Here is a 20,163-nt window from a genome sequence, read left to right as displayed (position 1 = left end):
GCGCGCTGCCAGCCGAGAGCAGCGGCGCCTGGCCCCTGGACTGGGCGGTGGATGGATGCGGAAGCAGGGCGGATCTGGGATCTACCAGATCTCCGGGGCGCGGACCGGGCTGACCGAGGACGTGCGGGGGCGGCAGCGGCGGTACATGATCGCGATGACGATCCGCACCCTGTCCGTCCTGCTCACGGTCATCTTGTGGAACGTCGAGCGGCCGCTCGCCTGGGCGATGCTGGTGGTGGGCATGCTGCTGCCGTACGTCGCGGTGGTGATCGCCAACGCCGGACGGGAGAACGCCCCGAAGGCGCCCATGACGACGTACGTCCCGCCGCCGTCCATGCCCGTGCTGGAGGCGAGCCGGGTGGAGCTGGGGGCCGAGCGGGACGCGGAGCCCGCCGCCGAGGCCTGACCGGTCCGGTCCCTTCCGCTCTCGTCCCCGGTGCCCCGGCCTGTCCGGTTCTCCGCGTTTCCGGCGCTTCTCCCGTACGTCCCGCGTACCGGCTCCCGGGCCGGTACGCGGCCTTTCCGGGCACGTGAGCGAAACCTCAAGAAAAGCTCAGATCGTTGACGACGTTCCACTCCACGAGCGCGTCAGTGCATGACATACTGCCTAGGCGCTCCGCATCCCCCGTCGGGGCGACGGACCGACGCCGGGCGGCTCCCCCCGTGGCTGCCCGGCGTCGCCATGTCCGCGTGCGTTTCCGCGGCCGGGTCCGTGCCGTGTCTGTGCCAGGTCCGTGCCGTGTCTGTGCCGGGTCCGCACCCGCGACGGGCGCGCCCGGTGCCGCGGGCCGTGGGGTTTACTGGACGCCGTGAACGACGAGACGCCGATCTGCTCGGCCAAGGGATGCCGTGTGCCCGCGGTGTGGGTGCTGGCGTGGAACAACCCGAAGCTGCACACCCCGGAGCGGCGCAAGACCTGGCTGGCGTGCGACGAGCACCGCGAGCACCTGACGCAGTTCCTCGGCATGCGCGGCTTCCTCAAGGACGTCGTGACGCTCGCCGAGTGGGAGTCCCGCCCGGCCGCGCAGGCCTGAACCGGGCCCCCGCGGTCCTCCGCGCCCGGCTCAGCCGCCGATCGCCGACATCGGGCGGTCGGGCTGGAGGAACTCCGGGTCGTCCAGGCCCGAGCCCGCCTTCTTGCCCCACATCGCCGCCCGCCACAGCTCCGCCACCCGCGCGTCCGAGGCGCCCGCGCGCAGCGCCCCGCGCAGATCCGTCTCCTCCCGGGCGAACAGGCAGTTGCGCACCTGACCGTCGGCGGTGAGCCGGGTGCGGTCGCAGGCGCGGCAGAACGGGCGTGTCACGGAGGCGATCACACCGACCCGCCCCGGTCCGCCGTCCACCACCCAGCGCTCGGCGGGCGCGGAGCCGCGGGCCGTCCCGCCCTCGGGGACGAGGTCGAAGCGGGTGCGCAGCGCGGCCAGGATCTCCTCGGCGGTGACCATGCCCGCGCGCTGCCAGCCGTGCTGCGCGTCCAGCGGCATCTGCTCGATGAAGCGCAGCTCGTAGCCCTCGTCGAGGGCCCAGCGCAGCAGGTCGGGCGCCTCGGTGTCGTTGACGCCGCGCATCAGCACCACGTTGACCTTCACCGGGGTCAGGCCCGCGGCGGCGGCCGCGGCGAGCCCGGCGAGGACGTCGGCGTGCCGGTCGCGCCGGGTCAGGGTGCGGAAGACGTCCGGGCGCAGGGTGTCGAGCGAGACGTTGACCCGGTCCAGGCCCGCGGCGCGCAGCGCGGTGGCGGTACGGGCCAGGCCGATGCCGTTGGTGGTGAGCGACAGCCGCGGGCGCGGGGCGAGCGCGGCGCAGCGCTCGACGATGCCGGTGACGCCGGGGCGCACCAGGGGCTCGCCGCCGGTGAAGCGGACGTCGGTGACGCCCAGTTCCGTCACCGCGATCCGCACCAGCCGGACGATCTCGTCGTCGGTCAGCACATCGGGCTTCGCCAGCCAGGCCAGGCCCTCCTCCGGCATGCAGTACGTGCAGCGCAGGTTGCACCGGTCGGTGAGCGAGACCCGCAGGTCGGTGGCCACGCGTCCGTACGTGTCGAGGAGCACGGGCTCCGCCTCCTTCCCGGGCGCCTGGTCGCGCCGCCGTTCCCTCCAGCCTAGGGCGTGTCTGAGACATACCGTCGTTCGCCCGGAGGGCGGGGCCGGTGGGGTCCGGTGCGTGCGATGGCAAGGCGGAGGGAGGAGAGCGCAGCGGGCTGCGCCGACGACCGACAACGCAGCAAGCGTGCGTGCCGGGCCCCGCCAGGCAGACGGGATTTGTCAGACACGGCCCAGGGCGTGGCACGGACAGCGGCCCGAGCCGGAGGGTGTATCCGCTGGTCAGTGGTCATCCGCGGGGTTCACCTGTCCGTGCGGCGCGGGGTGCGGGGGCGACACCGGGGCGGCGGCGGGTCGTTGGGCAGGGCGCACATCCGTGCCGTCGTCGCGCCGCCGCCCCCGCCGGCGCCCGTGCTGCCGCGAGGAGCCCGCCGTGCCGACCCCACCGCCACCGCCGCCGCCCGCCGGGGATCCCGCACCGCCGCAGGGCCCGCGGCCCCGCCCGTACGGCAGCGTGCGGCTCGCCGCCCCGGTGGCCGCTGTGGCGCCGCCGGTCACCGGGCCGCGCGCGGCGGCCGCCGGGCACTGGCCCTACGGGAGCGTGCGGCTGCCGCTGCTGAGCATCGCGGCGCTACGGGCCGGCCGGCGTCGCAGCGGGTGACGTCCGGCGCAGGACGACGCCGCGCACGGTGGACATCACGCCGAGGGCGAGCAGCGCCTGCCCGGCCAGGTACGTCGCCATGACCCAGGCGCCGTGGCCGGGCAGCAGCGGCCAGTCCGCGAGGTCGGTCGCGATGAGGCTGTCGGACAGCAGGAAGAGCAGGCCGCCCGCGCGGGCGACGGCCCCCACCCCGTACGCGCCCGCGGCCATCGCGGTCAGCAGCACGCTGTAGAGGGCCACGGGCACGCGCATCCCCGCGTCCAGTCCGGGCCACAGGGCCACGACGAGGGCGGCCCACACCACGCCGTAGGCGGCGCAGCGCACACGGACCGCGGTGCGGGGGCCGCGGAAGGAGCCGAGCCGGGTGAAGAGCCGCAGGTAGCAGATGTGGCCGGCGGCGAAGGAGGCCATGCCGAGCAGGAAGGGCACGGTGCCGCCGACGTCGAGCAGCACGTCGCCGCCGCAGCCGCACAGCAGCGCCGCGACCAGCAGCCGCGGGCCGCGCAAGCACAGCACCCACCAGGCGAGCACGGGCATCAGCAGCGGTTTGGTCACCACCCGCAGGACGTCGAAGTGCTGGGTGACGGCCGACATGTGCAGCGCGGCGAGCATCGCGAACAGCACGACGACGCGCGCGGCCCGCTCGGCGTCGGGCCGCGGGGTGCTCTGCGTCATGCCGCGGCCTCCGGGGCGGCGGCCGGAGCAGGAGCGGCGGCCGGAACGGTGACCGGGGCAGGGGCGGGGGCCGGGGCAGGGGCGGGGGCCCAGCCGGGGCCGTTGACGAGGTGGCGGAGCCGGTCGCGCCAGCTGCCGGCCTTGGCGAGGTCGCGCGCGATGGCGGCGTACTCGTGGGTGGCCACGCGCAGCGGGTTGTACGTGGCGATGTTCTTGGTCAGGCCGTAGACGGGGCGCTCGGTCTCGGCGGTGAAGGAGCCGAACAGGCGGTCCCAGACGATGAGGATGCCGCCGAAGTTGCGGTCGAGGTAGCTGCCCTGCGAGGCGTGGTGGACGCGGTGGTGGGAGGGCGTGTTGAGCACGAACTCCAGCGGGCGGGGCAGCTTGTCGATGCGTTCGGTGTGGATCCAGAACTGGTAGACGAGGCTGACCGACGAGCAGAAGGCGAGCGCTGCCGGGTGCATGCCCAGCGCGATGAGCGGCAGGTAGAACGGCCAGGACGTCAGGCTCGTCCAGGGCTGCCGCAGCGCGGTGGAGAGGTTGAAGTTGCGGCTGGAGTGGTGCACGACGTGGCAGGCCCACAGCAGCCGGATGACGTGGTGCCCGCGGTGCGACCAGTAGTAGAAGAAGTCCTGCGCGAGCAGCATGAGCAGCACCGTCCACCAGTGCACCGGCACCCGCAGCGGGGTGAGGGCGTACAGGGCGGAGTAAACGGCGACGATCGGGATCTTCCACAGCGCGTCGGTGAGCAGGCTGCCCAGGCCCATCGACAGGCTCGCGGCGGTGTCCCGGCCCGCGTACCCGGCCGCGTCCTCGTCGGGGTGAATGCGGTAGCTGACCACCTCGACGACGGTGAGCAGCACGAAGGCGGGTATCGACCACAGGACGACATCGGGCAGTTGCGGCATGCGCGCACCATAGAGGCACGTCCCGGGCGGACACCAGAGGTTGTTACCGATTAGTACGGGCGCGTACGCGTCAAGCCCGCCGGGGCACCGCGCGGTCCCGCCGGCCGGACGGGGATGATCCACTGTCGGCGCGGCGCCGTATCCTCCTCACCATGCTGGACAACCCGACCGCGCCGCCCTCCCCCACGCCCTGGCCCGAGAACTACCCCGGGGGCTACGCCGTGGTCGACGTCGAGACCACCGGTCTCGGCCGGGACGACCGGATCGTGTCCGCCGCCGTCTACCGCCTCGACGCCCACGGGGAGGTCCAGGACCACTGGTATTCGCCGGTCAACCCGCAGCGCGACCCGGGCCCGGTGTGGATCCACGGGCTGACGGCCGCCGCGCTCGCCGACGCCCCGCTCTTCGCCGAGGTCGCAGGCGAACTGGCCGAACGCCTCGCGGGGCGCGTGCTGGTGGCGCACAACGCGGTCTTCGACTGGTCGATGCTGGCCCGCGAGTACGCCCGCGCCCGCTCGGCGGCGCCGGTCGAGCAGCGGCTGTGCACGATCGTGCTGTCCAAGGAGCTGCGGCTGCCGCTGGCCAACCACAAGCTGGAGTCGCTCGCCGCGCACTACGGGGTGGTCCAGCAGCGCGCCCACCACGCCCTGGACGACGCGCGGGTGCTCGCCGAGGCCTTCCGGCCGAGCCTGCACCTCGCGGCCGCGGCCGGGCTGCCGCTGCCGCTGCACGCGTGCCGCCCGCTGACCGAGTGGGTCGACTCCCCGGTGCCCGCGCCGCGCTTCGGGCGGCTGTACGGGTCGGGTCCGCGCTCGGGCTGGCGGCCGGCCCGCAAGCGCCCCGCGTGCCCGTACCCGAACCCGGGGCGGCTCGCGCCGGGCGGGGCGCTGGTGCAGGGGATGCGGGTGGCCTTCTCCGGCGACACCGGGATAGACCGCGAACTGCTGGAGGACCGGGCGACGGACGCGGGGCTGCACGTCGCGACCTCGGTGAGCCGGCTCACCAGCCTGCTGGTCACCAACGACCCGGACTCCCCGACGAGCAAGGCGGTCAGGGCCCGGGAGTACGGAACGCCGGTGATCGACGAGCGGGAGTTCACCGAGCTGCTCAAGGCGGTCACCCCGGCGCAGGACGTGCACGGCTGAGGACGCGGGGCGTGGCGCCGCCGTCCGGGTGGCAGGGGGGCAACACGCCCGCGCGCGCGTTGCCCGGGGTGTCCGCGGACCGCAGCCTGTGCCCCATGGCACGATGCGAAGTCTGCGGAAACGATTATGCGATGACCTTCGAGGTGCACGCGCAGGGCGCGGTGCACGTCTTCGACTGCTTCGAGTGCGCCGCCCACCGGATGGCGCCCGTGTGCGAGCACTGCCGGGTGCAGATCCTCGGGCACGGCGTCGAGGCCGACGGCCACTTCTACTGCTGCGCGCACTGCGCCGCCGCGGAGGGCGCCGCCGGCATCGTCGACCACGTCGAGACCCCCGCCCCGGCCTGAGACCCCGACCGCCGACCGGCACCGGAGAGCCCCCGCCGGCCCGCCGGTGACCCCTACCCGCGGGCGCCCCACGGGCGGGTTGTACCGTCGTGGGGTGTACCGCTTCCTGCTGTCCCGCCAATGGGTCGTCCTCACCCTCGTCGGCCTCGTGCTGATGCCGGTGATGGTCAGACTCGGCTTCTGGCAGCTGCACCGGCACGAGCACCGGGTGGCCAACAACCACCTCATCGCCGCGGCCCTGAAGGCCGCGCCGGTCCCGGTGGAGTCGGTGACCTCGCCCGGTTTCCAGGTGCCGCACGAGGACCTCTACAAGACCGTCACCGCGCGCGGCCACTACGACACCGCGCACGAGGTCGTCGCCCGGCACCGCACCGCGGGCAACTCCGGCTCCGACGACTCCTCCGGCGGCGGCGAGCAGGTCGGCTACCACGTCATCACCCCGCTGATCCTGGACGACGGCCGCGCGGTGATGGTCAACCGCGGCTGGATCGCCCCCGGCGACGACCCGACGAAGTTCCCCAAGATCACCCCGCCGCCGTCCGGCGAGGTCACCGTCGTCGGGCGGCTGCGCCCGGACGAGACCAGCTCCACGACCGGCATCCGCAACCGCACCGGCCTGCCCGACCGGCAGATCATGCTGATCAGCGGGCAGCAGGTGGAGGACGCCGGCCACCTGCGGGCACAGGTGCTCGGCGGCTACCTGGAGCTGGTGTCCACCACGCCCGACCCCGGCCACGGGCAGCCCGGACTCATCCCGGAGCCGGACCACCAGAGCATCGGCCCGCACATGGCGTACGCGATCCAGTGGTGGCTGTTCACCGCGATGGTGCCGGTCGGCTGGGTGGTGCTGCTGCGCCGGCAGCGGGCGGAGATCCTCGCCGAACGCGCGCGGCAGACCGCCGGCCCGGCCGAACCGCAGGAGCCGGAAGGCAGCGTTCCGGTAGCGGTGCGCTAGCCGCGCCAGCACACTCGACACCAGGACCGGAAGGCGACGAGGCGGGGCCGTGCCAGGACGTATCGAGGACTACGCACTCATCGGCGATCTGCAGACCGCCGCGCTCGTCGGCCGGGACGGGTCGGTCGACTGGCTGTGCCTGCCGCGCTTCGACTCCGCCGCGTGCTTCGCGGCGCTGCTCGGCGACGAGGGCAACGGCCGCTGGCGGATCGCCCCGCTGGACAGCACCTCCGACGAGTGCAGCGAGCGCTCCTACCGCGGCGACACCCTCGTCCTGGACACCGTCTGGCACACCCCGGACGGCACGGTCAAGGTCACCGACTTCATGCCGCAGCGCGACCACGCGCCCGACCTCGTACGGATCGTCGAGGGCGTGTCCGGCGAGGTCGCCGTGCGCAGCGAGCTGACGCTGCGCTTCGACTACGGCAGCGTCGTGCCCTGGGTGCGCCGCGCCGACCACCAGCGGGTCGCCGTCGCCGGGCCCGACGCCGTATGGCTGCGCACCGAGCCGCCGCTGCCGATGTACGGCAAGGACATGCGCACGTACGCGGACGTCACGGTCGCCGCCGGGGACCGGGTCGCCTTCGTGCTGACCTGGCACTCCTCGCACACCGGCAAACCCAGCCGGATAGACCCCTTCGAGGCGCTGGACCAGAGCGTCGAGGACTGGGAGCAGTGGTCGGCCCAGTGCTGCTACCAGGGGCCGTGGCGGGACGCCGTGCTGCGCTCCATGATCACCCTCAAGGCGCTCACCTACGCGCCCAGCGGCGGCATCGCCGCGGCCGCCACCACCTCGCTGCCCGAGGAGATCGGCGGGGTGCGCAACTGGGACTACCGCTACTGCTGGCTGCGCGACGCCGCCCTGACCCTCAACGCACTGGTGTCCGGCGGCTTCCTCGCCGAGGCGCAGGCGTGGCGCGACTGGCTGCTGCGGGCCGTCGCCGGCGACCCGGCCGACCTCCAGATCATGTACGGCATCGCGGGCGAACGCCGGCTCACCGAGTACGAGGTCCCCTGGCTCAAAGGCTACGCGGGCTCCGCCCCGGTCCGGGTCGGCAACGCCGCGGCCGGCCAGCTCCAGCTGGACGTCTACGGCGAGGTGCTGGACTCCCTCTTCCTGGCCCGCAACAGCGGCCTGCGCGACGAGCCGCACGCCTGGAACCTGCAACGCGCCCTCATGGAGTTCCTGGAGGGCAAGTGGCGCGAGCCCGACGAGGGCCTGTGGGAGGTACGCGGCCCGCGCCGGCACTTCGTGCACTCCAAGGTCATGGCCTGGGTCGCCGCGGACCGCGCGGTGCGCACCGTCGAGGCGCACCCGACGCGGCGCGGCGACGCGGACCGCTGGCGCTCCATGCGCATGCAGGTGCACGCCGAGGTGTGCGAGAAGGGCTACGACGCCGAACGCAACACCTTCACCCAGTCCTACGGCTCCACCGAACTGGACGCGGCCACCCTGCTGATCCCGCAGGTCGGCTTCCTGCCCGCGACCGACCGGCGGGTGGCCGGCACCGTCGAGGCGATCCGCCGCGAACTGGACCACCACGGCTTCGTCCGCCGCTACTCCCCCGACTCCGGCGGCGTCGACGGGCTGCCCGGCAGCGAGGGCGCCTTCCTCGCCTGCTCGTTCTGGCTCGCCGACGCGCTGCACGCCACCGGCCGCACGGACGAAGCCACCGAACTCTTCGAACGGCTGCTGACCGTACGCAACGACGTCGGGCTGCTCGCCGAGGAATGGGACCCGGTCGCCGGGCGCCAGCTGGGCAACTACCCGCAGGCGTTCAGCCATGTCGGCCTGGTCAACACCGCGCTCGCCCTCACGGGACTCGACGGAAGGACGCCCTGAGATGGACCTCGGACTCAAGGACCGGGTGTACGTGGTGACCGGCGGCGGCCGCGGCCTCGGCCTCGCCGCCGCCCGCGAACTCGCCGCGGAGGGTGCGAAGGTCGTCGTCTCCGGGCGCACCGCCGCGACGGTGGACGCCGCCGCGGCGGAACTGGGCGGGCCCGAGCGGGCGCTCGGCGTCGTCGCGGACAACGCGGACCCGGCGACCGCGGAGACGCTCCTGGCCACCGCGCGCGCCCGGTTCGGGGCACTCGACGGGGTGCTCATCAGCGTCGGCGGGCCGCCCGCCGGGGCTGCGGCCGACATGACCGACGAGCAGTGGCTCGCCGCCTTCCAGTCCGTCTTCCTCGGGGCCGTCCGGCTCGCCCGCTCCGCCGCGGCGGCTCTCGGCGAAGGCGGGGTCATCGGCTTCGTGCTCTCCGGCTCCGTCCGCGAGCCCATCGCCGGGCTCGCGATCTCCAACGGGCTGCGCCCGGGTCTCGCGGGCTTCGCCAAGACCCTCGCCGACGAGGTCGGACCCCGCGGGATCCGTGTCGTCAGCCTGCTGCCGGCGCGGATCGACACGGATCGCGTGCGCGAGCTGGACTCGCTCGCCGGGGACCCGGAAGCGGCCCGCGCCACGCACTCCGCCCGCATTCCGCTGCGGCGCTACGGCACTCCGGAGGAGTTCGGCCGCGCCGCGGCCTTCCTCCTCTCCCCCGCGGCCTCCTACCTCACGGGCCTCACCCTCCCGGTGGACGGCGGAGCGCTTCACTCCCTGTGAGGTAGGGGGGTACGCCCCCGGGGTGCCTCTTGCGGTGACCCGCGCGACCTTCTGCCGGTGGTGGGCTGAGCGCGCAGTTCCCCGCGCCCCTGGGTGAGTGCCACTTGCGGTGGCATGACGCCTTTCCCCCGGTGGGGGCTTGTCGCGCAGTTCCCCGCGCCCCTGGTTTGTTGCCCTGCGCGGCAGAAGCGAGCCCTTGCGGGAGGAGGGCACCCGTTTTTCAGGGGCGCGGGGAACTGCGCGCTCAGCCACCACCGGCAGAAGGTCGCGACGCCGGCCGCAAGGGGCGCCCCGGGGCGCAAATGCGGGGGCCTACCGGGTCACGTGACCCGGGAGGCGCGGTGGCGGACGGGGCGAAGGCGCGCTTCCGCCGGGAGGGAGTCGAGGCCCGCGGACGTGCGGGCACGTTCCAGAACGTGGGAGTCGAGGCGCGCGACGACGTCCTCGGGCGTGGCGCGGGGTTCGAGCCCGAGCACGAGCCGGGCCCCGGGAGTCCCCCGGCGCCCCGTGAGCATCGTGTTCGCCCACGCGACCCCCTCCGTGTCCTCCGACTCGGAACGCAGCACCGTCTCCAGGGCGCGGCCGCGCAGCAGCGCGCCCTGCCCGTCGCCGCTGTCGATCCGGATCTGCCGCAGCCGCCGCGTGCGCGGCTGCGCGAGCAGCCACCACAGGCCGGCCAGGAAGAGCACGCCGAGCACGGCGAAGACGACCGGCCACCACCAGCCGTCGGAGCGGTAGCGGGTCCTGCTGTGGTCGGTGAGCAGGACGTCCTTGGGTCCGGTGAAGGGCCACCAGCCGGGCATGGTGAAGCCCCAGTGGCGCTGGAGGTCGAGGCTGCCGACGAGTACCGACAGGCCGACCACCAGCAGGATCAGCCCGATCAGGGCCAGCAGCACCCGGTTGACGGTCGTCCGCACGGCGCCCTCACCCCTTCTTCTCGGCCCGGTGGAGGTGGATGTGCAGCTGCGGGGCGCGGGCGAGCCCGAGCTGCCGTACGGCCTCGCCGAGCGCGGCGGTCAGGTCGTCGCGCACTTCTTCCAGTTCGCGGAAGTGGGAGGCGGCGCGGGCCTTGATACGGCGGCGGCCGACGTCGACGCGCGCCCAGCGCACCCCGGAGACCTCCATGGCCCGGTCGCGCAGCACGAGTTCGGCGGCGCGCCGGTCGAGTCCGGCGCGGACGCCGTCCGCCCCGTTGCGTGTCATGGGCAGCAGGCCGCGTTCGCCGGGGGTCGCGGCGAGGATCAGCAGCCACAGCCCGAGGGCGGCGCAGACCGCGGCGCCGAGGATGATCCAGACGTTGTCGAGGTGCCGGGTGGCGAGCTGGTGGGCGAGCGTCTTGCGCCACTGCATCGCCTGGCGGTCGGCGCGTACCGAGGCGATGTCGTAGAGGAAGAGCCCGGTGAGCCCCAGGCCCACGGCGGCGGTGAGCGCGGCGGGGACGCGCCGGCCGGCCCAGAAGCGGCGGACCCTGGGGCCCTCTCCGCCGCCGGGCAGCCCGGACGTCACGGCGTAGGGCTTGATGGGGGGCCGTTTGGCGATGCTGACCCGGGCGTTCTCCTCGTCGGACTCGTTCGGGTCCTGCTCGCGGTATTCGTGACTGCCGCCGCTGTCGTCGCTCACTCCACCCTCCCCTCGTCGCGGCCGGCCGCCGCGGAGTGCAGCCGTTCCACCTCGACGGCCACCTCGGGTACATCCATACCCGTCAGGGACTCGACTCTCCCGGTGACATGGCGGCGGACCGTGCCGCAGACCGCGCCGATGTTCGCCGGGTAGCCCAGTTCCAGGGTGAGCCGGAGCCGGGCGGTGTCCTTGCGCACGGACACCGAGGCGTGCGGGCGGGCGTCGCGCGGTACGAGGTCGGCGCCCGGCGCGTCGGTGAGGACCTCACCGGCGGCCTGGGCGGCGATCTTGGCGACGACCCGGTCCGCGATACGCAGCGCCCCGCGGTCCGCCGCGGGGAGCTGTCCGGGAACCGCCGACGCCATCAGCGCCGCCGGTCACGGTCGCGGTCGCGGTCCCTGGTGCGGAAGAAGTCACCCGGTTCGAGATCCCCGTCGAAGAACTTGCCGGCGAGGAAGCCGACCGCGCCGAGCAGGGCCACCACGAGGAAGGCGCCGAAGCCGCCGAAATAGCCGGCGAACCCCAGTGCCATGCCGGCCGCGAGGCCGATCACCGCCATGCTCATCGTCCGCTCCAGGTCCGTCTCGCCGCTTCAGGTGCCGGGTGCCGCGCAGTCGTCACTACTGGACCCGCTGCTCACGGTCGTCGTCATCGTCGTCGTCGGGCAGCTTGACGTCACCGACGGCCACGTTGACCTCGACCACTTCGAGGCCGGTCATGCGTTCCACCGCGGCGATGACGTTCTCCCGCACCGCGCGGGCGACATCGACGATGGAGACGCCGTACTCGACGACGATGTCGAGGTCCAGCGCGGTCTGCACCTCGCCGACCTCGGCCTTGACGCCGCGGGTGACCGACCGGGTGCTGCCCGGGACGCGGTCGCGTACCGCGCCGAACGTCCGGGACAGGCCCGTGCCCATGGCGTGCACGCCCACCACGTCCCGTGCGGCGAGGCCGGCGATCTTCTCCACCACGCCGTCCGCGATGGTCGTACGGCCCCGGCTCGCGGGGTCGCCGAGCACCTTGCGCGGCGTACCTCCCGCCGATCCCTTGTCCAGGGTCCGCCCGCCGTCGCCTGCTGCCGACGAGCCCTCGGGCTCCGGCCGGTTGTGCTGCCCGCTGTCCGTCATCGCGAGTCGTCCCTTCGTCTGGGCTGCTCCGTGCACCACACTATGTGCGCATGCCCCGGAGCGCTGCGGGGATGCGTCCAGAGGGGACTGCCGGCCCCCCGTTCGAGTGGTAGTACACCGGAAGGCGATGAGACCTGGTGACCATGGACCGACTGGCCAGGACGGTGCGGGAACAGGTCGCGCTGGGCCGCCTGCTGCCGCTGGGCGAGGCGGCGGACTCCGCCTGGATCACCGAGAACGCCGCCGTGGCCGCACTGCGCCGAGTGGCGGACTCGCTGCCGGGCGTACGGCTGGGCGCGCTCGTGCTGGAGCTGGACGACAGCGGCGGGGACGACGGCGGGTCAGGCGCCGTGCCGGGCGGCACATCGGGCGGGGCGTCAGGCGCCGCGCCGGGCGAGGGGCCGTCAGGAGCGGTCGCGGCGCGGTCCGAGGGCGCCGCGCCGGTGGGCGCGCTGCCGTACGGGCCGCTGCGGATCACCGCGGACTTCGCGGCCGCGCTGGACGAACCCCTGCCGCGTACCGCGGAACGGCTGCGGGCCGCGTTGTGGGCGTCCGCGCGGGAGGGCATCGGGGTGCCGGTGCATTCGGTCGACCTCGCGGTGACCGGGCTGCTGGACGAGCTGCCCGCGCCGGACGCGGTGCTGGAGGGCGTGGTGGTGGAGGGCGAGGGCCCGCCGGAGCTCACGGACGGTGCGCGGGGCGGGCCCGCCGACCGGGTGGCGGCGGCCGCGCTCGCGGTGCCCGGCGTGCTGCGGCTGACCCGGCGGCTGGCGGGCTTCGGCGCGGGCGTGCGGGTACGCGACGCGGCGGACGGCCGCCGGGTGCAGGTGCAGCTCGCGGTGGCGGCGGGGAACCGCCCGTACACGGTGGCCCGCGCGGTGGCCGCGGCGGTCACGGCCGCGGCGGCGGAGGGCGCCCCCGGTCCGGTCGCGGCGGCAGTCGTGGTGACCGCCACGCAGTGAGCCGGGCCCGGGGGCGTACCCCGGCGGGCGGCTACTCGGCCGCGCCCGCGAGGTCGCGCAGCCGGCGGCCCTGGGCGGCGCGCTCGGCCGCGTACTGCGCGTCCTCCGGGTTCGCGCGGGCGGTACGCAGAAGGGCCTTGGTCTCGTTGACGGCGTCGCGCGGCGGGGCGAGCAGCGCGGCGGTCAGGTCGGCGACGGCGGCGTCCAGCTCGGCGGCGGGCACGACGAGGTTGGCGAGCCCGGTGCGCTCGGCCTCCTCGGCGTGGACGTAGCGGCCGGTCACGCAGATCTCCAGCGCGCGGCCGTAGCCGACCAGCTCGGCGAGCGGCTTGGTGCCGGTGAGGTCGGGCACCAGGCCCAGGCTGGTCTCGCGCATGGCGAACTGCACGTCCTGCGCGCACACCCGCAGGTCGCAGGCCAGTGCGAGCTGGAATCCGGCCCCGATGGCGTGGCCCTGGACGGCGGCGACCGTGATCAGGTCGGTGCGCCGCCACCAGGTGAAGGCCTGCTGGTACCCGGCGATGGTCGCGTCGAGCTCGCCCGCGTCGCCGCGCCCGAGATCGAGGAACGACGGCCCGCCGTCGAAGCCCTCGGGCGTGAACGCCTGCCGGTCGAGTCCGGCGGAGAAGGACGGCCCCTCGGCGCGCAGCACCGCGACCCGTACCTGCCCCGGCAGCAGCCGTCCCGCCTCGGTCAGCGCCTGCCACAGGGCGGGCGACTGCGCGTTGCGCTTGGCCGGGTTGCACAGGGTGATGGTGGCGACGGTGCCGGTCCCGTCCAGGGCCAGCCGGATTCCGTCGCGTTCGAGCAGGATGGTGTCTTCGGGCATCGGGGACCTCCGAAACGGACCGCGTACGTGATTACCGAAGAGTAACCACAAGCTCGGCACGCAGTCGCGCAGGGTCGGAAGGCGCCCGCCCGTCTGGACCGGGCACAGCGCCCGGTCAGGCTGTGACCAGCCCGGACCCGCCCGGAAGAGGGCGGGATCAGGCGGTGACGGCCTTCTTGCCCCGTGTCGCTCCGCCGCGACCGCGCAGGGTCACGCCGGATTCGCTGAGCATCCGGTGCACGAAGCCATAGGACCGGCCGGTCTCCTCGGCCAGTGCCCTGATGCTCGCACCGGAGTCGTACTTCTTCTTCAGGTCTGCCGCGAGCTTCTCGCGCGCGGCGCCGGTCACCCGGCTGCCCTTCTTCAGAGTCTCGGCCACCCGTGCCTCCTCCAGGGAAGTGCGCTATGGACTCTCATGATCACCCCTAAGCGCTCTCCTGGCCACCCATTCGACAAGGTCTGTCACGGGACATTCACCGCGGGAATGCCGCGATAGCCGCCGAAGAACGTTCCGCGGCGGCCGTTTTTCGCCGCAGAATTCCCGGCCGTGAAGCGCTTCCGTACAAGAGCAGCAGGTCAGCGGGCATCCGTAAGGTGTTTGCCGACGTCACACCACTGATCGCCTTCGGATCCCGGCGCATGGCGCGGGGTGCGCGCGAGTACCAGCCGGACTCACACAGATGACGGACGCGCGGTGGGCCGAATGATCCAATGGGCATGATCATCCGGCCCCTGCGGTGATCGTCAGGCGAGCGCGACCAGGTCCGCGTAGTCCTGGCCCCACAGGTCCTCGACGCCGTCGGGCAGCAGGATGATGCGCTCCGGCTGGAGCGCCTCCACCGCGCCCTCGTCGTGCGTGACCAGCACGACCGCGCCGGTGAAGGTGCGCAGCGCGCCCAGGATCTCCTCGCGGCTGGCCGGGTCCAGGTTGTTCGTCGGCTCGTCGAGCAGCAGCACGTTGGCGCTCGACACGACCAGCGAGGCGAGCGCGAGCCGGGTCTTCTCACCGCCGGACAGAACACCGGCCGGCTTGTCGACGTCGTCCCCTGAGAAGAGGAACGAGCCGAGGATCTTCCGTATATCCACCAGATCGGTGTCGGGCGCGGACGACCGCATGTTCTCCAGCACCGTACGGTCCGGGTCCAGCGTCTCGTGCTCCTGCGCGTAATAGCCGAGCTTCAGCCCGTGGCCGGGCGTGACCTCGCCGGTGTCGGGCGTCTCCACCCCGGCCAGCAGCCGCAGCAGCGTGGTCTTGCCCGCGCCGTTCAGCCCCAGGATGACCACCCGCGAGCCGCGGTCGATCGCCAGGTCCACGTCCGTGAAGATCTCCAGCGAGCCGTACGACTTCGACAGGCCGCTCGCCATCAGCGGCGTCTTGCCGCAGGGCGCCGGGTCCGGGAAGCGCAGCTTGGCCACCTTGTCCGAGACGCGCACCGCCTCCAGACCGGAGAGCAGCTTGTCCGCACGCCGCGCCATGTTCTGCGCCGCGACGGTTTTGGTGGCCTTCGCGCGCATCTTGTCGGCCTGCGAATTGAGCGCCGCGGCTTTCTTCTCCGCATTCGCGCGTTCCCGCTTGCGGCGCCTCTCGTCGGCTTCCCGCTGCTGCTGGTAGAGCTTCCAGCCCATGTTGTAGACATCGATCCCGGCGCGGTTCGCGTCGAGATAGAAGACTTTGTTCACCACGGTCTCGATGAGGTTCACGTCGTGGGAGATGACGATGAATCCGCCGCGATAGGTCTTCAGGTAGTCGCGCAGCCAGCTGATCGAGTCCGCGTCGAGGTGGTTCGTCGGCTCGTCCAGCAGCAGGGTGTCGGCGTCCGAGAACAGGATGCGGGCCAGCTCCACACGGCGCCGCTGACCGCCCGACAGGGTGTGCAGCTGCTGCCCGAGGATACGGTCCGGCAGGCCCAGCGCCGCGGCGATGGTCGCCGCCTCCGCCTCGGCCGCGTAACCGCCCTTGGTGAGGAACTCCGTCTCCAGGCGGGCGTACTTCTTCATCGCGTTCTCGCGGGTGGCGCCCTTGCCGTTCGCCATCCGCTCCTCGTTCTCGCGCATCTTGCGCAGCACGACGTCGAGGTCACGGGCGCCGAGGATGCGGTCGCGGGCGAGGATGTCGAGGTCGCCGGTGCGGGGGTCCTGGGGGAGGTAGCCGACCTCCCCGGACCGCGCGACGCTCCCCGCCGCCGGCTGGCCCTCGCCGGCCAGCACCTTGGTCAGGGTCGTCTTTCCGGCGCCGTTGCGGCCGACCAAACCGATGCGATCGCCTTTGGCGACCTGGAAGGAGGCGGACTCGATGAGGATGCGGGCGCCGGCGCGCAGCTCGATGCCGGTGGCGGTGATCACGAGGCCAGTCTACTGGCCCGCTCCCCGTCCCCTTCCTGCCGCCCGGCGGCGGGGGGCGCCCCGGGGTGCCCCTTGCGGTGGGCGTCGCGGCCTTACGGTGCGTGGGGGGTTGCTCGCGCAGTTCTCCCCCAGAGCTTCGCCTGGGAGGTGCCCCCACGCGCCCCTGAGGTGAGTGCCACTTGCGGTGGCAGTTCGGCTGTCCCCCGGTGGCGGGCTGAGCGCGCAGTTCCCCGCGCCCCTGAAAACGCTCACCCAGCGCGCGGAGGGCAACCTCTAGGGGCGCGGGGAACTGCGCGACCAGCCACCCACGCGCGGAAGATCGCGAAAAGCACCTCCGGGGGCAGACCGGGGCGTGAGGGGGTGCGGAGTCAGGGGGTGCCGGTGTGGACCTGGAAGGCGGCCTTGCGCATCGCCTTCGCCAGGACCGGGTCCGGGTGGGCGGCGGCGAGGGCGACGAGGACCTGGACGGTGCGGGGGTGGCCGACGTCGCGGACCTCCTCCAGGAGTCCGCGGACGGAGCCCTGGACCGCCGTGTCGAGGTGGCTCACCAGCAGGTGGTCCTCGCCGTGGTCGGCGACCGCGGCCGCCGTGTCGACCCACAGCCACGTCGCCTCCTCCCGGGTGAGGAGAGCCGTCGCGGTATCGGGGTCGTCGCCGTCGAGTTCGGCGAGCCAGAGGACCGCGTACGGGCGGAGCACCGGCTCGTCCACGACGGCCCGCACCGCGGGCTCCGCGGGGTCGCCGACGACCCGCAGCGCCTCGAAGGCGAGGCCGCGCAGCAGCGCGTCGTCGCCGCGGGCGGTGTCGAGGAGTTCGGCGACGGCGGGCGCGACGGGGCGCGCGGCGAGCCAGGCGCGGTACTCCGCGCGGGCGGGGCCGGGTGAGAGCCGCGAGCAGGCCCGCAGCATGGTCGGGGCGGACTGCTCCATGTGCCCGGCGGGCCCCTGCGCGGCGACGCAGATCTGCTCCAGCTTGACCCACACCGCCCAGCTGCCCAGCGGGGTGAGGGCGACCTCGTCGGGGCGGGCGGGGTCGCGCGGCTGGAGCGCTCCCACGCGGGCGACGGCGTCGAGCGTCCAGTCGAGCAGCGTCGGCAGCGGGTCGCCGGCGCCGTCGGCGGGCGGTTCATGGCGTTCGGTGCGCAGTTCGGCGACGCGCTGGCGCAGCAGGTCCAGCAGCGTGTCGATCGGGACGGGCCCGTTGGACAGGTGCAGGAAGGACAGCAACTGCGGCGCGGCCTCTATGACTTCGGCGACCAGCGCCGGGTCGGGGCCGGTGGGGTCACCGGGCAGGAACGGGTGGGCGAGCGACCACGCGTCGAAGAGCGCGACCCAGCCGCGCAGCACCGCCGTGTCGTCGCTGTCCCACGCCCGCAGCCGCCAGCCGGGCACCGCGGCCCCGCCGTGCAGTTCGATGAGGCCGGACAGCCGGGCGTGGTCCCACGCGGTGCGGATCAGCCGGGGTGTCAGGCCCAGGTCGGCGGCGGCGCGGTCGAGCGCTTCGGCGGAGAGTATGCCGGTCGGTCCCGCGGTGCCGGGCCCGGTGCCCGCCCAGCGCGCGAGCCGTACGGCGGCGCCGAGTTCGGCGCGGGCGAGCCGGGCGAGGTCCGGCAGCGGAGGCGTGCCTTCGGGGGGACGGGCAGGCCGCGACCTGCGCGTTGTCGCGGTCCTGCGGGCCGCGGTGAGCGGCCGCCGGGGGACGAGGCGGAGCGGAGTGTCTCGCGGGCTACGGGACGTCACTTGAGCAGTCTCGTACGAGCGGGCCCAGATTCCCAATCGGGCGGGAATTCACACGCTGACGCGCTCACATGAGCGGGGTGAGGAAGCGCCGCAGCGTCTCCTCGTACCCGGCCGGGTCGGCGTTCCACATCGCGCCGTGCTGGGCGCCGCGCACCGTGTGCAGCAGCACCGACTCCGGGTGCCGGGCGGCGAGTTCACGGGAGGCGTCCCAGGGGGCGAGGGTGTCGTCGGGGCCGTGGAAGATCAGCGTCGGGACGGTCGGCGGCGCGGGGTCGGCCGGGGCCGTGCCCTCACGCAGCGGCTGCACCCGGCGGCCCTCGGCCGCGCGCACCGCGAGCTGGGTCAGCGGGGCGGGCAGGCCGTGCGACTGCGCGGCCGCGGACACCGTGGCCCGCCAGTCCAGCACGGGCGAGTCCAGGACGAGTCCGGCGACCCTGGCCCGTACGGCGGACAGCCGCTGGGCGTGCAGCGCCATCGTCGCGCCCACCGACCAGCCGTACAGCACGAGGCGCTCGGCGCCGTACTCGACGGCGTAGCGCATCGCCGCGTCCAGGTCGCGCCACTCGGTACGGCCGAGGTGGCCGATGCAGTCCGCGGGCCGCGGGGCGTCCGGGTCGCCGCGGTAGCCCAGCACCAGCTGGGTGAAGCGGTGGTGGTGCAGCGTCGGCAGGACGTTCATGGCCTGCTCGCGGGTCGTGCCCAGGCCGTGCACGGTGATCACCCAGGTGCTGCGGGCGCCCGGCAGGTACCAGGCGGGCAGCGGGCCGAGTTCGCCCGGCACGGCGACCTCGGTGAAGTCCAGGCCGAGCGCGGTCCGCGGGTTGCCGCTGTGCACCTGCGGGGTGAGGCGGACGGCCGTGCCCTGGTCGAGGGAGCCGTGCGGGACGGCGAGCAGCTTGCGGGTCACCGCGTAGGCGGTGCCGTCCACGACGTCGCCCGCGATGGCGTGCAGGCCGTTGTCCGCGGTGAGGCCGTACACGCCGCGGCGTGCGGAGGAAGCCGTGCGGGTGAGGGTGACGCGGTCCTCCGTGACCGCGTGCACGGTGACCGCGCCCTCCGGGGCGGGGCCCTCGGCGGGCGGCCGCAGGGCGAAACGGGAGCCGTACCGGCCGGCCACCACGAGGGCGGCGGTGCCGGCACCCAGCACGGTCGTGGCTGTCGCCACGGCGGTTCTCAGTCGCATCCCGTCCAGTGTCGCGCGGGCCCGCGCACCCGGCCATCCGAGAGCCTCTCCCGGGTGACCCGGGCCCCGCCCTTGAGCTGCCACTTGCGGCGGCCGGTCGCCATTCCCTCGGTGGGGGCTGGCCGCTCCGTTCTCCCCCAGGCTCCGCCCGGGAGGTGCCCCCACGCGCCCCTGAAAACGCTCACCCTGCGTGGGAGTAGCTCGCGCATGCCCCGCAGGCCGGGAAACCAGGGGCGCGGGGAACTGCGCGCTCAGCTCACCGCCGGGAGAAGGTCGGGGCAGCCGCCGCGAGGGGCAGCTCAGTGCGGCTGGCCGTATGAGGCGAGGGCGGCGGACGCCGCGGTGAGGTCGTCCGGGGAAAGGGTCCGTGGACGGCCTGCGGCGGAGGCGAGGAGCCAGACGCGGCTCATCCATTCGAGCTGGGCGGTGTGCTCGTAGGCGCGGGAGAGGGACGCGGCGTGCACGAGGGTGCCGTGGTTGGCCAGCAGGCACGCCGTGCGGCCCCGCAGCGCGGCGACCGCCCCGGCGGCCAGCTCGTCCGTGCCGTAGAGCGCGTAGGGCGCGACGCGTACGGGCCCGCCGAGCGCCGCGGCCATGTAGTGGACGGGCGGCAGCTCGTCCGTGAGAAGGGTCACCGCGGTGGCGTGCGGCGCGTGGGTGTGGACGATCGCGGCCGCGTCCGTGGCGCGGTAGACGGCAAGGTGGAGCGGCAGCTCGCTGGTGGGGCGCAGGTCGCCGCGCACCTGGCGCCCGTCGAGTTCGACGGCGACCGCGTCGGCGGGGCGCAGCCGCTCGTACGGCACGCCCGTGGGCGTCACGACGACGAGTTCTCCGACGCGTACGGAGACGTTGCCGGAGGTGCCGACGACGAGCCCGTCGGCGACGCTGCGGCGGGCCGTGGCGACGACCTCTTCCCATGCTTCAGCGACAGCGTCCCGCACGGTGATCCCTTCCGTTGCCGAGGCCCGGCACGGACATTGTCACCGGCCCCGCGCCCGCACAGTTGTAGCACGCT

23 protein-coding genes are annotated in these 20,163 nt (G+C 74.0%); 9 read left to right on the top strand and 14 right to left on the bottom strand.

What is annotated here, in order from left to right:
* Positions 1–55: 55 nt before the first annotated feature.
* A complete protein-coding gene (locus tag ACWERV_RS08345; RefSeq protein WP_398192836.1) occupies positions 56–406 on the top strand; it encodes a DUF3099 domain-containing protein in 351 nt (116 codons plus the stop codon).
* Positions 407–809: 403 nt separating this feature from the next.
* Complete coding sequence (locus ACWERV_RS08340) at positions 810–1,034, top strand: hypothetical protein (protein ID WP_398192835.1); 225 nt, start codon at positions 810–812, stop codon at positions 1,032–1,034.
* A gap of 30 nt (positions 1,035–1,064) precedes the next feature.
* Here ACWERV_RS08340 and moaA read toward each other — a convergent pair whose 3' ends face one another.
* Positions 1,065–2,054, bottom strand: coding sequence for a GTP 3',8-cyclase MoaA (moaA, locus tag ACWERV_RS08335; RefSeq protein ID WP_452930319.1), 990 nt, complete (start codon positions 2,052–2,054; stop codon positions 1,065–1,067).
* Positions 2,055–2,478: 424 nt separating this feature from the next.
* Here moaA and ACWERV_RS08330 point away from each other — a divergent pair, with 424 nt between their 5' ends.
* Positions 2,479–2,706, top strand: a complete 228-nt coding sequence (locus ACWERV_RS08330; protein WP_398187623.1) for a hypothetical protein — start codon at positions 2,479–2,481, stop codon at positions 2,704–2,706.
* Here ACWERV_RS08330 and ACWERV_RS08325 read toward each other — a convergent pair.
* Positions 2,677–3,381, bottom strand: coding sequence for a lysoplasmalogenase (locus ACWERV_RS08325; protein WP_452930315.1), 705 nt, complete (start codon positions 3,379–3,381; stop codon positions 2,677–2,679). The genes ACWERV_RS08330 and ACWERV_RS08325 overlap by 30 nt on opposite strands.
* A complete protein-coding gene (locus tag ACWERV_RS08320; protein ID WP_452930314.1) occupies positions 3,378–4,289 on the bottom strand; it encodes a sterol desaturase family protein in 912 nt (303 codons plus the stop codon). Before ACWERV_RS08320 ends, ACWERV_RS08325 begins: the two co-directional genes overlap by 4 nt.
* Positions 4,290–4,441: 152 nt before the next feature.
* Between ACWERV_RS08320 and ACWERV_RS08315 the strand changes: the two genes are divergently transcribed.
* From ACWERV_RS08315 to ACWERV_RS08295, 5 genes are all read left to right on the top strand, one after another.
* Positions 4,442–5,434 (top strand): DEDDh family exonuclease, encoded by a 993-nt coding sequence (locus tag ACWERV_RS08315; protein WP_398187614.1) that lies wholly within the window; start codon positions 4,442–4,444, stop codon positions 5,432–5,434.
* A 95-nt stretch (positions 5,435–5,529) separates the two neighbouring features.
* Positions 5,530–5,781 (top strand): hypothetical protein, encoded by a 252-nt coding sequence (locus tag ACWERV_RS08310; RefSeq protein ID WP_398187611.1) that lies wholly within the window; start codon positions 5,530–5,532, stop codon positions 5,779–5,781.
* A 94-nt stretch (positions 5,782–5,875) separates the two neighbouring features.
* Positions 5,876–6,736: an SURF1 family cytochrome oxidase biogenesis protein gene (locus tag ACWERV_RS08305; RefSeq protein WP_452930311.1), complete on the top strand. Its 861-nt coding sequence runs from the start codon at positions 5,876–5,878 to the stop codon at positions 6,734–6,736.
* A gap of 49 nt (positions 6,737–6,785) precedes the next feature.
* Positions 6,786–8,579, top strand: coding sequence for a glycoside hydrolase family 15 protein (locus ACWERV_RS08300; RefSeq protein ID WP_452930310.1), 1,794 nt, complete (start codon positions 6,786–6,788; stop codon positions 8,577–8,579).
* Position 8,580: 1 nt separating this feature from the next.
* Entirely contained in the window at positions 8,581–9,342 is a 762-nt protein-coding gene (locus tag ACWERV_RS08295) for an SDR family oxidoreductase (RefSeq protein WP_398187603.1), read from the top strand.
* A 320-nt stretch (positions 9,343–9,662) separates the two neighbouring features.
* Here the strand turns inward: ACWERV_RS08295 and amaP are convergent, their stop codons facing one another.
* The 5 genes from amaP to ACWERV_RS08270 form a co-directional block, all read right to left on the bottom strand.
* On the bottom strand, positions 9,663–10,259 hold the full coding sequence (gene amaP, locus ACWERV_RS08290) for an alkaline shock response membrane anchor protein AmaP (protein WP_452930307.1): 597 nt from the start codon (positions 10,257–10,259) through the stop codon (positions 9,663–9,665).
* 7 nt (positions 10,260–10,266) lie between these two features.
* A complete protein-coding gene (locus ACWERV_RS08285) occupies positions 10,267–10,863 on the bottom strand; it encodes a DUF6286 domain-containing protein (RefSeq protein WP_452930355.1) in 597 nt (198 codons plus the stop codon).
* A 95-nt stretch (positions 10,864–10,958) separates the two neighbouring features.
* The gene (locus tag ACWERV_RS08280; protein ID WP_398187597.1) at positions 10,959–11,327 is read right to left on the bottom strand and encodes an Asp23/Gls24 family envelope stress response protein; all 369 of its coding nucleotides are present in this window, start codon (positions 11,325–11,327) and stop codon (positions 10,959–10,961) included.
* Positions 11,327–11,527 (bottom strand): hypothetical protein, encoded by a 201-nt coding sequence (locus ACWERV_RS08275; RefSeq protein ID WP_398187594.1) that lies wholly within the window; start codon positions 11,525–11,527, stop codon positions 11,327–11,329. Before ACWERV_RS08275 ends, ACWERV_RS08280 begins: the two co-directional genes overlap by 1 nt.
* 55 nt (positions 11,528–11,582) lie before the next feature.
* Complete coding sequence (locus ACWERV_RS08270) at positions 11,583–12,092, bottom strand: Asp23/Gls24 family envelope stress response protein (RefSeq protein ID WP_452930305.1); 510 nt, start codon at positions 12,090–12,092, stop codon at positions 11,583–11,585.
* A gap of 143 nt (positions 12,093–12,235) precedes the next feature.
* Between ACWERV_RS08270 and ACWERV_RS08265 the strand changes: the two genes are divergently transcribed.
* Entirely contained in the window at positions 12,236–13,054 is an 819-nt protein-coding gene (locus ACWERV_RS08265) for a nucleopolyhedrovirus P10 family protein (protein WP_452930353.1), read from the top strand.
* Positions 13,055–13,085: 31 nt separating this feature from the next.
* Here ACWERV_RS08265 and ACWERV_RS08260 read toward each other — a convergent pair whose 3' ends face one another.
* The 6 genes from ACWERV_RS08260 to ACWERV_RS08235 all read right to left on the bottom strand — a co-directional run bounded on the left by ACWERV_RS08260 (position 13,086) and on the right by ACWERV_RS08235 (position 20,089).
* Positions 13,086–13,883 carry an enoyl-CoA hydratase/isomerase family protein gene (locus ACWERV_RS08260; RefSeq protein WP_398187588.1) on the bottom strand — a complete coding sequence of 266 codons (798 nt, stop codon included), beginning with the start codon at positions 13,881–13,883 and terminating at the stop codon, positions 13,086–13,088.
* A 157-nt stretch (positions 13,884–14,040) separates the two neighbouring features.
* Positions 14,041–14,262: a helix-turn-helix domain-containing protein gene (locus ACWERV_RS08255; RefSeq protein ID WP_031522969.1), complete on the bottom strand. Its 222-nt coding sequence runs from the start codon at positions 14,260–14,262 to the stop codon at positions 14,041–14,043.
* 365 nt (positions 14,263–14,627) lie between these two features.
* Complete coding sequence (locus ACWERV_RS08250; RefSeq protein ID WP_452930302.1) at positions 14,628–16,226, bottom strand: ABC-F family ATP-binding cassette domain-containing protein; 1,599 nt, start codon at positions 16,224–16,226, stop codon at positions 14,628–14,630.
* A gap of 368 nt (positions 16,227–16,594) precedes the next feature.
* Positions 16,595–17,965 (bottom strand): hypothetical protein, encoded by a 1,371-nt coding sequence (locus ACWERV_RS08245; RefSeq protein WP_452930299.1) that lies wholly within the window; start codon positions 17,963–17,965, stop codon positions 16,595–16,597.
* A gap of 64 nt (positions 17,966–18,029) precedes the next feature.
* Positions 18,030–19,148: an alpha/beta hydrolase gene (locus ACWERV_RS08240; RefSeq protein ID WP_452930296.1), complete on the bottom strand. Its 1,119-nt coding sequence runs from the start codon at positions 19,146–19,148 to the stop codon at positions 18,030–18,032.
* Between the two features lie 299 nt (positions 19,149–19,447).
* The gene (locus tag ACWERV_RS08235; protein WP_452930294.1) at positions 19,448–20,089 is read right to left on the bottom strand and encodes a class II aldolase/adducin family protein; all 642 of its coding nucleotides are present in this window, start codon (positions 20,087–20,089) and stop codon (positions 19,448–19,450) included.
* Positions 20,090–20,163 lie beyond the last annotated feature (74 nt).

The organism is Streptomyces sp. NPDC004031 (genome assembly GCF_053604375.1).
This window is presented reverse-complemented; position numbering and strand designations above follow the sequence as displayed.

Bases quoted from the DNA above. Each gene is read 5' to 3' on its own strand.
- ACWERV_RS08270 (WP_452930305.1), bottom strand. From the start codon at position 12,092: ATGACGGACAGCGGGCAGCACAACCGGCCGGAGCCCGAGGGCTCGTCG.
- ACWERV_RS08260 (WP_398187588.1), bottom strand. From the start codon at position 13,883: ATGCCCGAAGACACCATCCTGCTCGAACGCGACGGAATCCGGCTGGCC.
- ACWERV_RS08295 (WP_398187603.1), top strand. From the start codon at position 8,581: ATGGACCTCGGACTCAAGGACCGGGTGTACGTGGTGACCGGCGGCGGC.
- ACWERV_RS08345 (WP_398192836.1), top strand. From the start codon at position 56: ATGCGGAAGCAGGGCGGATCTGGGATCTACCAGATCTCCGGGGCGCGG.
- ACWERV_RS08280 (WP_398187597.1), bottom strand. From the start codon at position 11,327: ATGGCGTCGGCGGTTCCCGGACAGCTCCCCGCGGCGGACCGCGGGGCG.
- ACWERV_RS08240 (WP_452930296.1), bottom strand. From the start codon at position 19,148: ATGCGACTGAGAACCGCCGTGGCGACAGCCACGACCGTGCTGGGTGCC.
- ACWERV_RS08310 (WP_398187611.1), top strand. From the start codon at position 5,530: ATGGCACGATGCGAAGTCTGCGGAAACGATTATGCGATGACCTTCGAG.
- ACWERV_RS08315 (WP_398187614.1), top strand. From the start codon at position 4,442: ATGCTGGACAACCCGACCGCGCCGCCCTCCCCCACGCCCTGGCCCGAG.
- ACWERV_RS08265 (WP_452930353.1), top strand. From the start codon at position 12,236: ATGGACCGACTGGCCAGGACGGTGCGGGAACAGGTCGCGCTGGGCCGC.
- ACWERV_RS08275 (WP_398187594.1), bottom strand. From the start codon at position 11,527: ATGAGCATGGCGGTGATCGGCCTCGCGGCCGGCATGGCACTGGGGTTC.
- ACWERV_RS08320 (WP_452930314.1), bottom strand. From the start codon at position 4,289: ATGCCGCAACTGCCCGATGTCGTCCTGTGGTCGATACCCGCCTTCGTG.
- ACWERV_RS08325 (WP_452930315.1), bottom strand. From the start codon at position 3,381: ATGACGCAGAGCACCCCGCGGCCCGACGCCGAGCGGGCCGCGCGCGTC.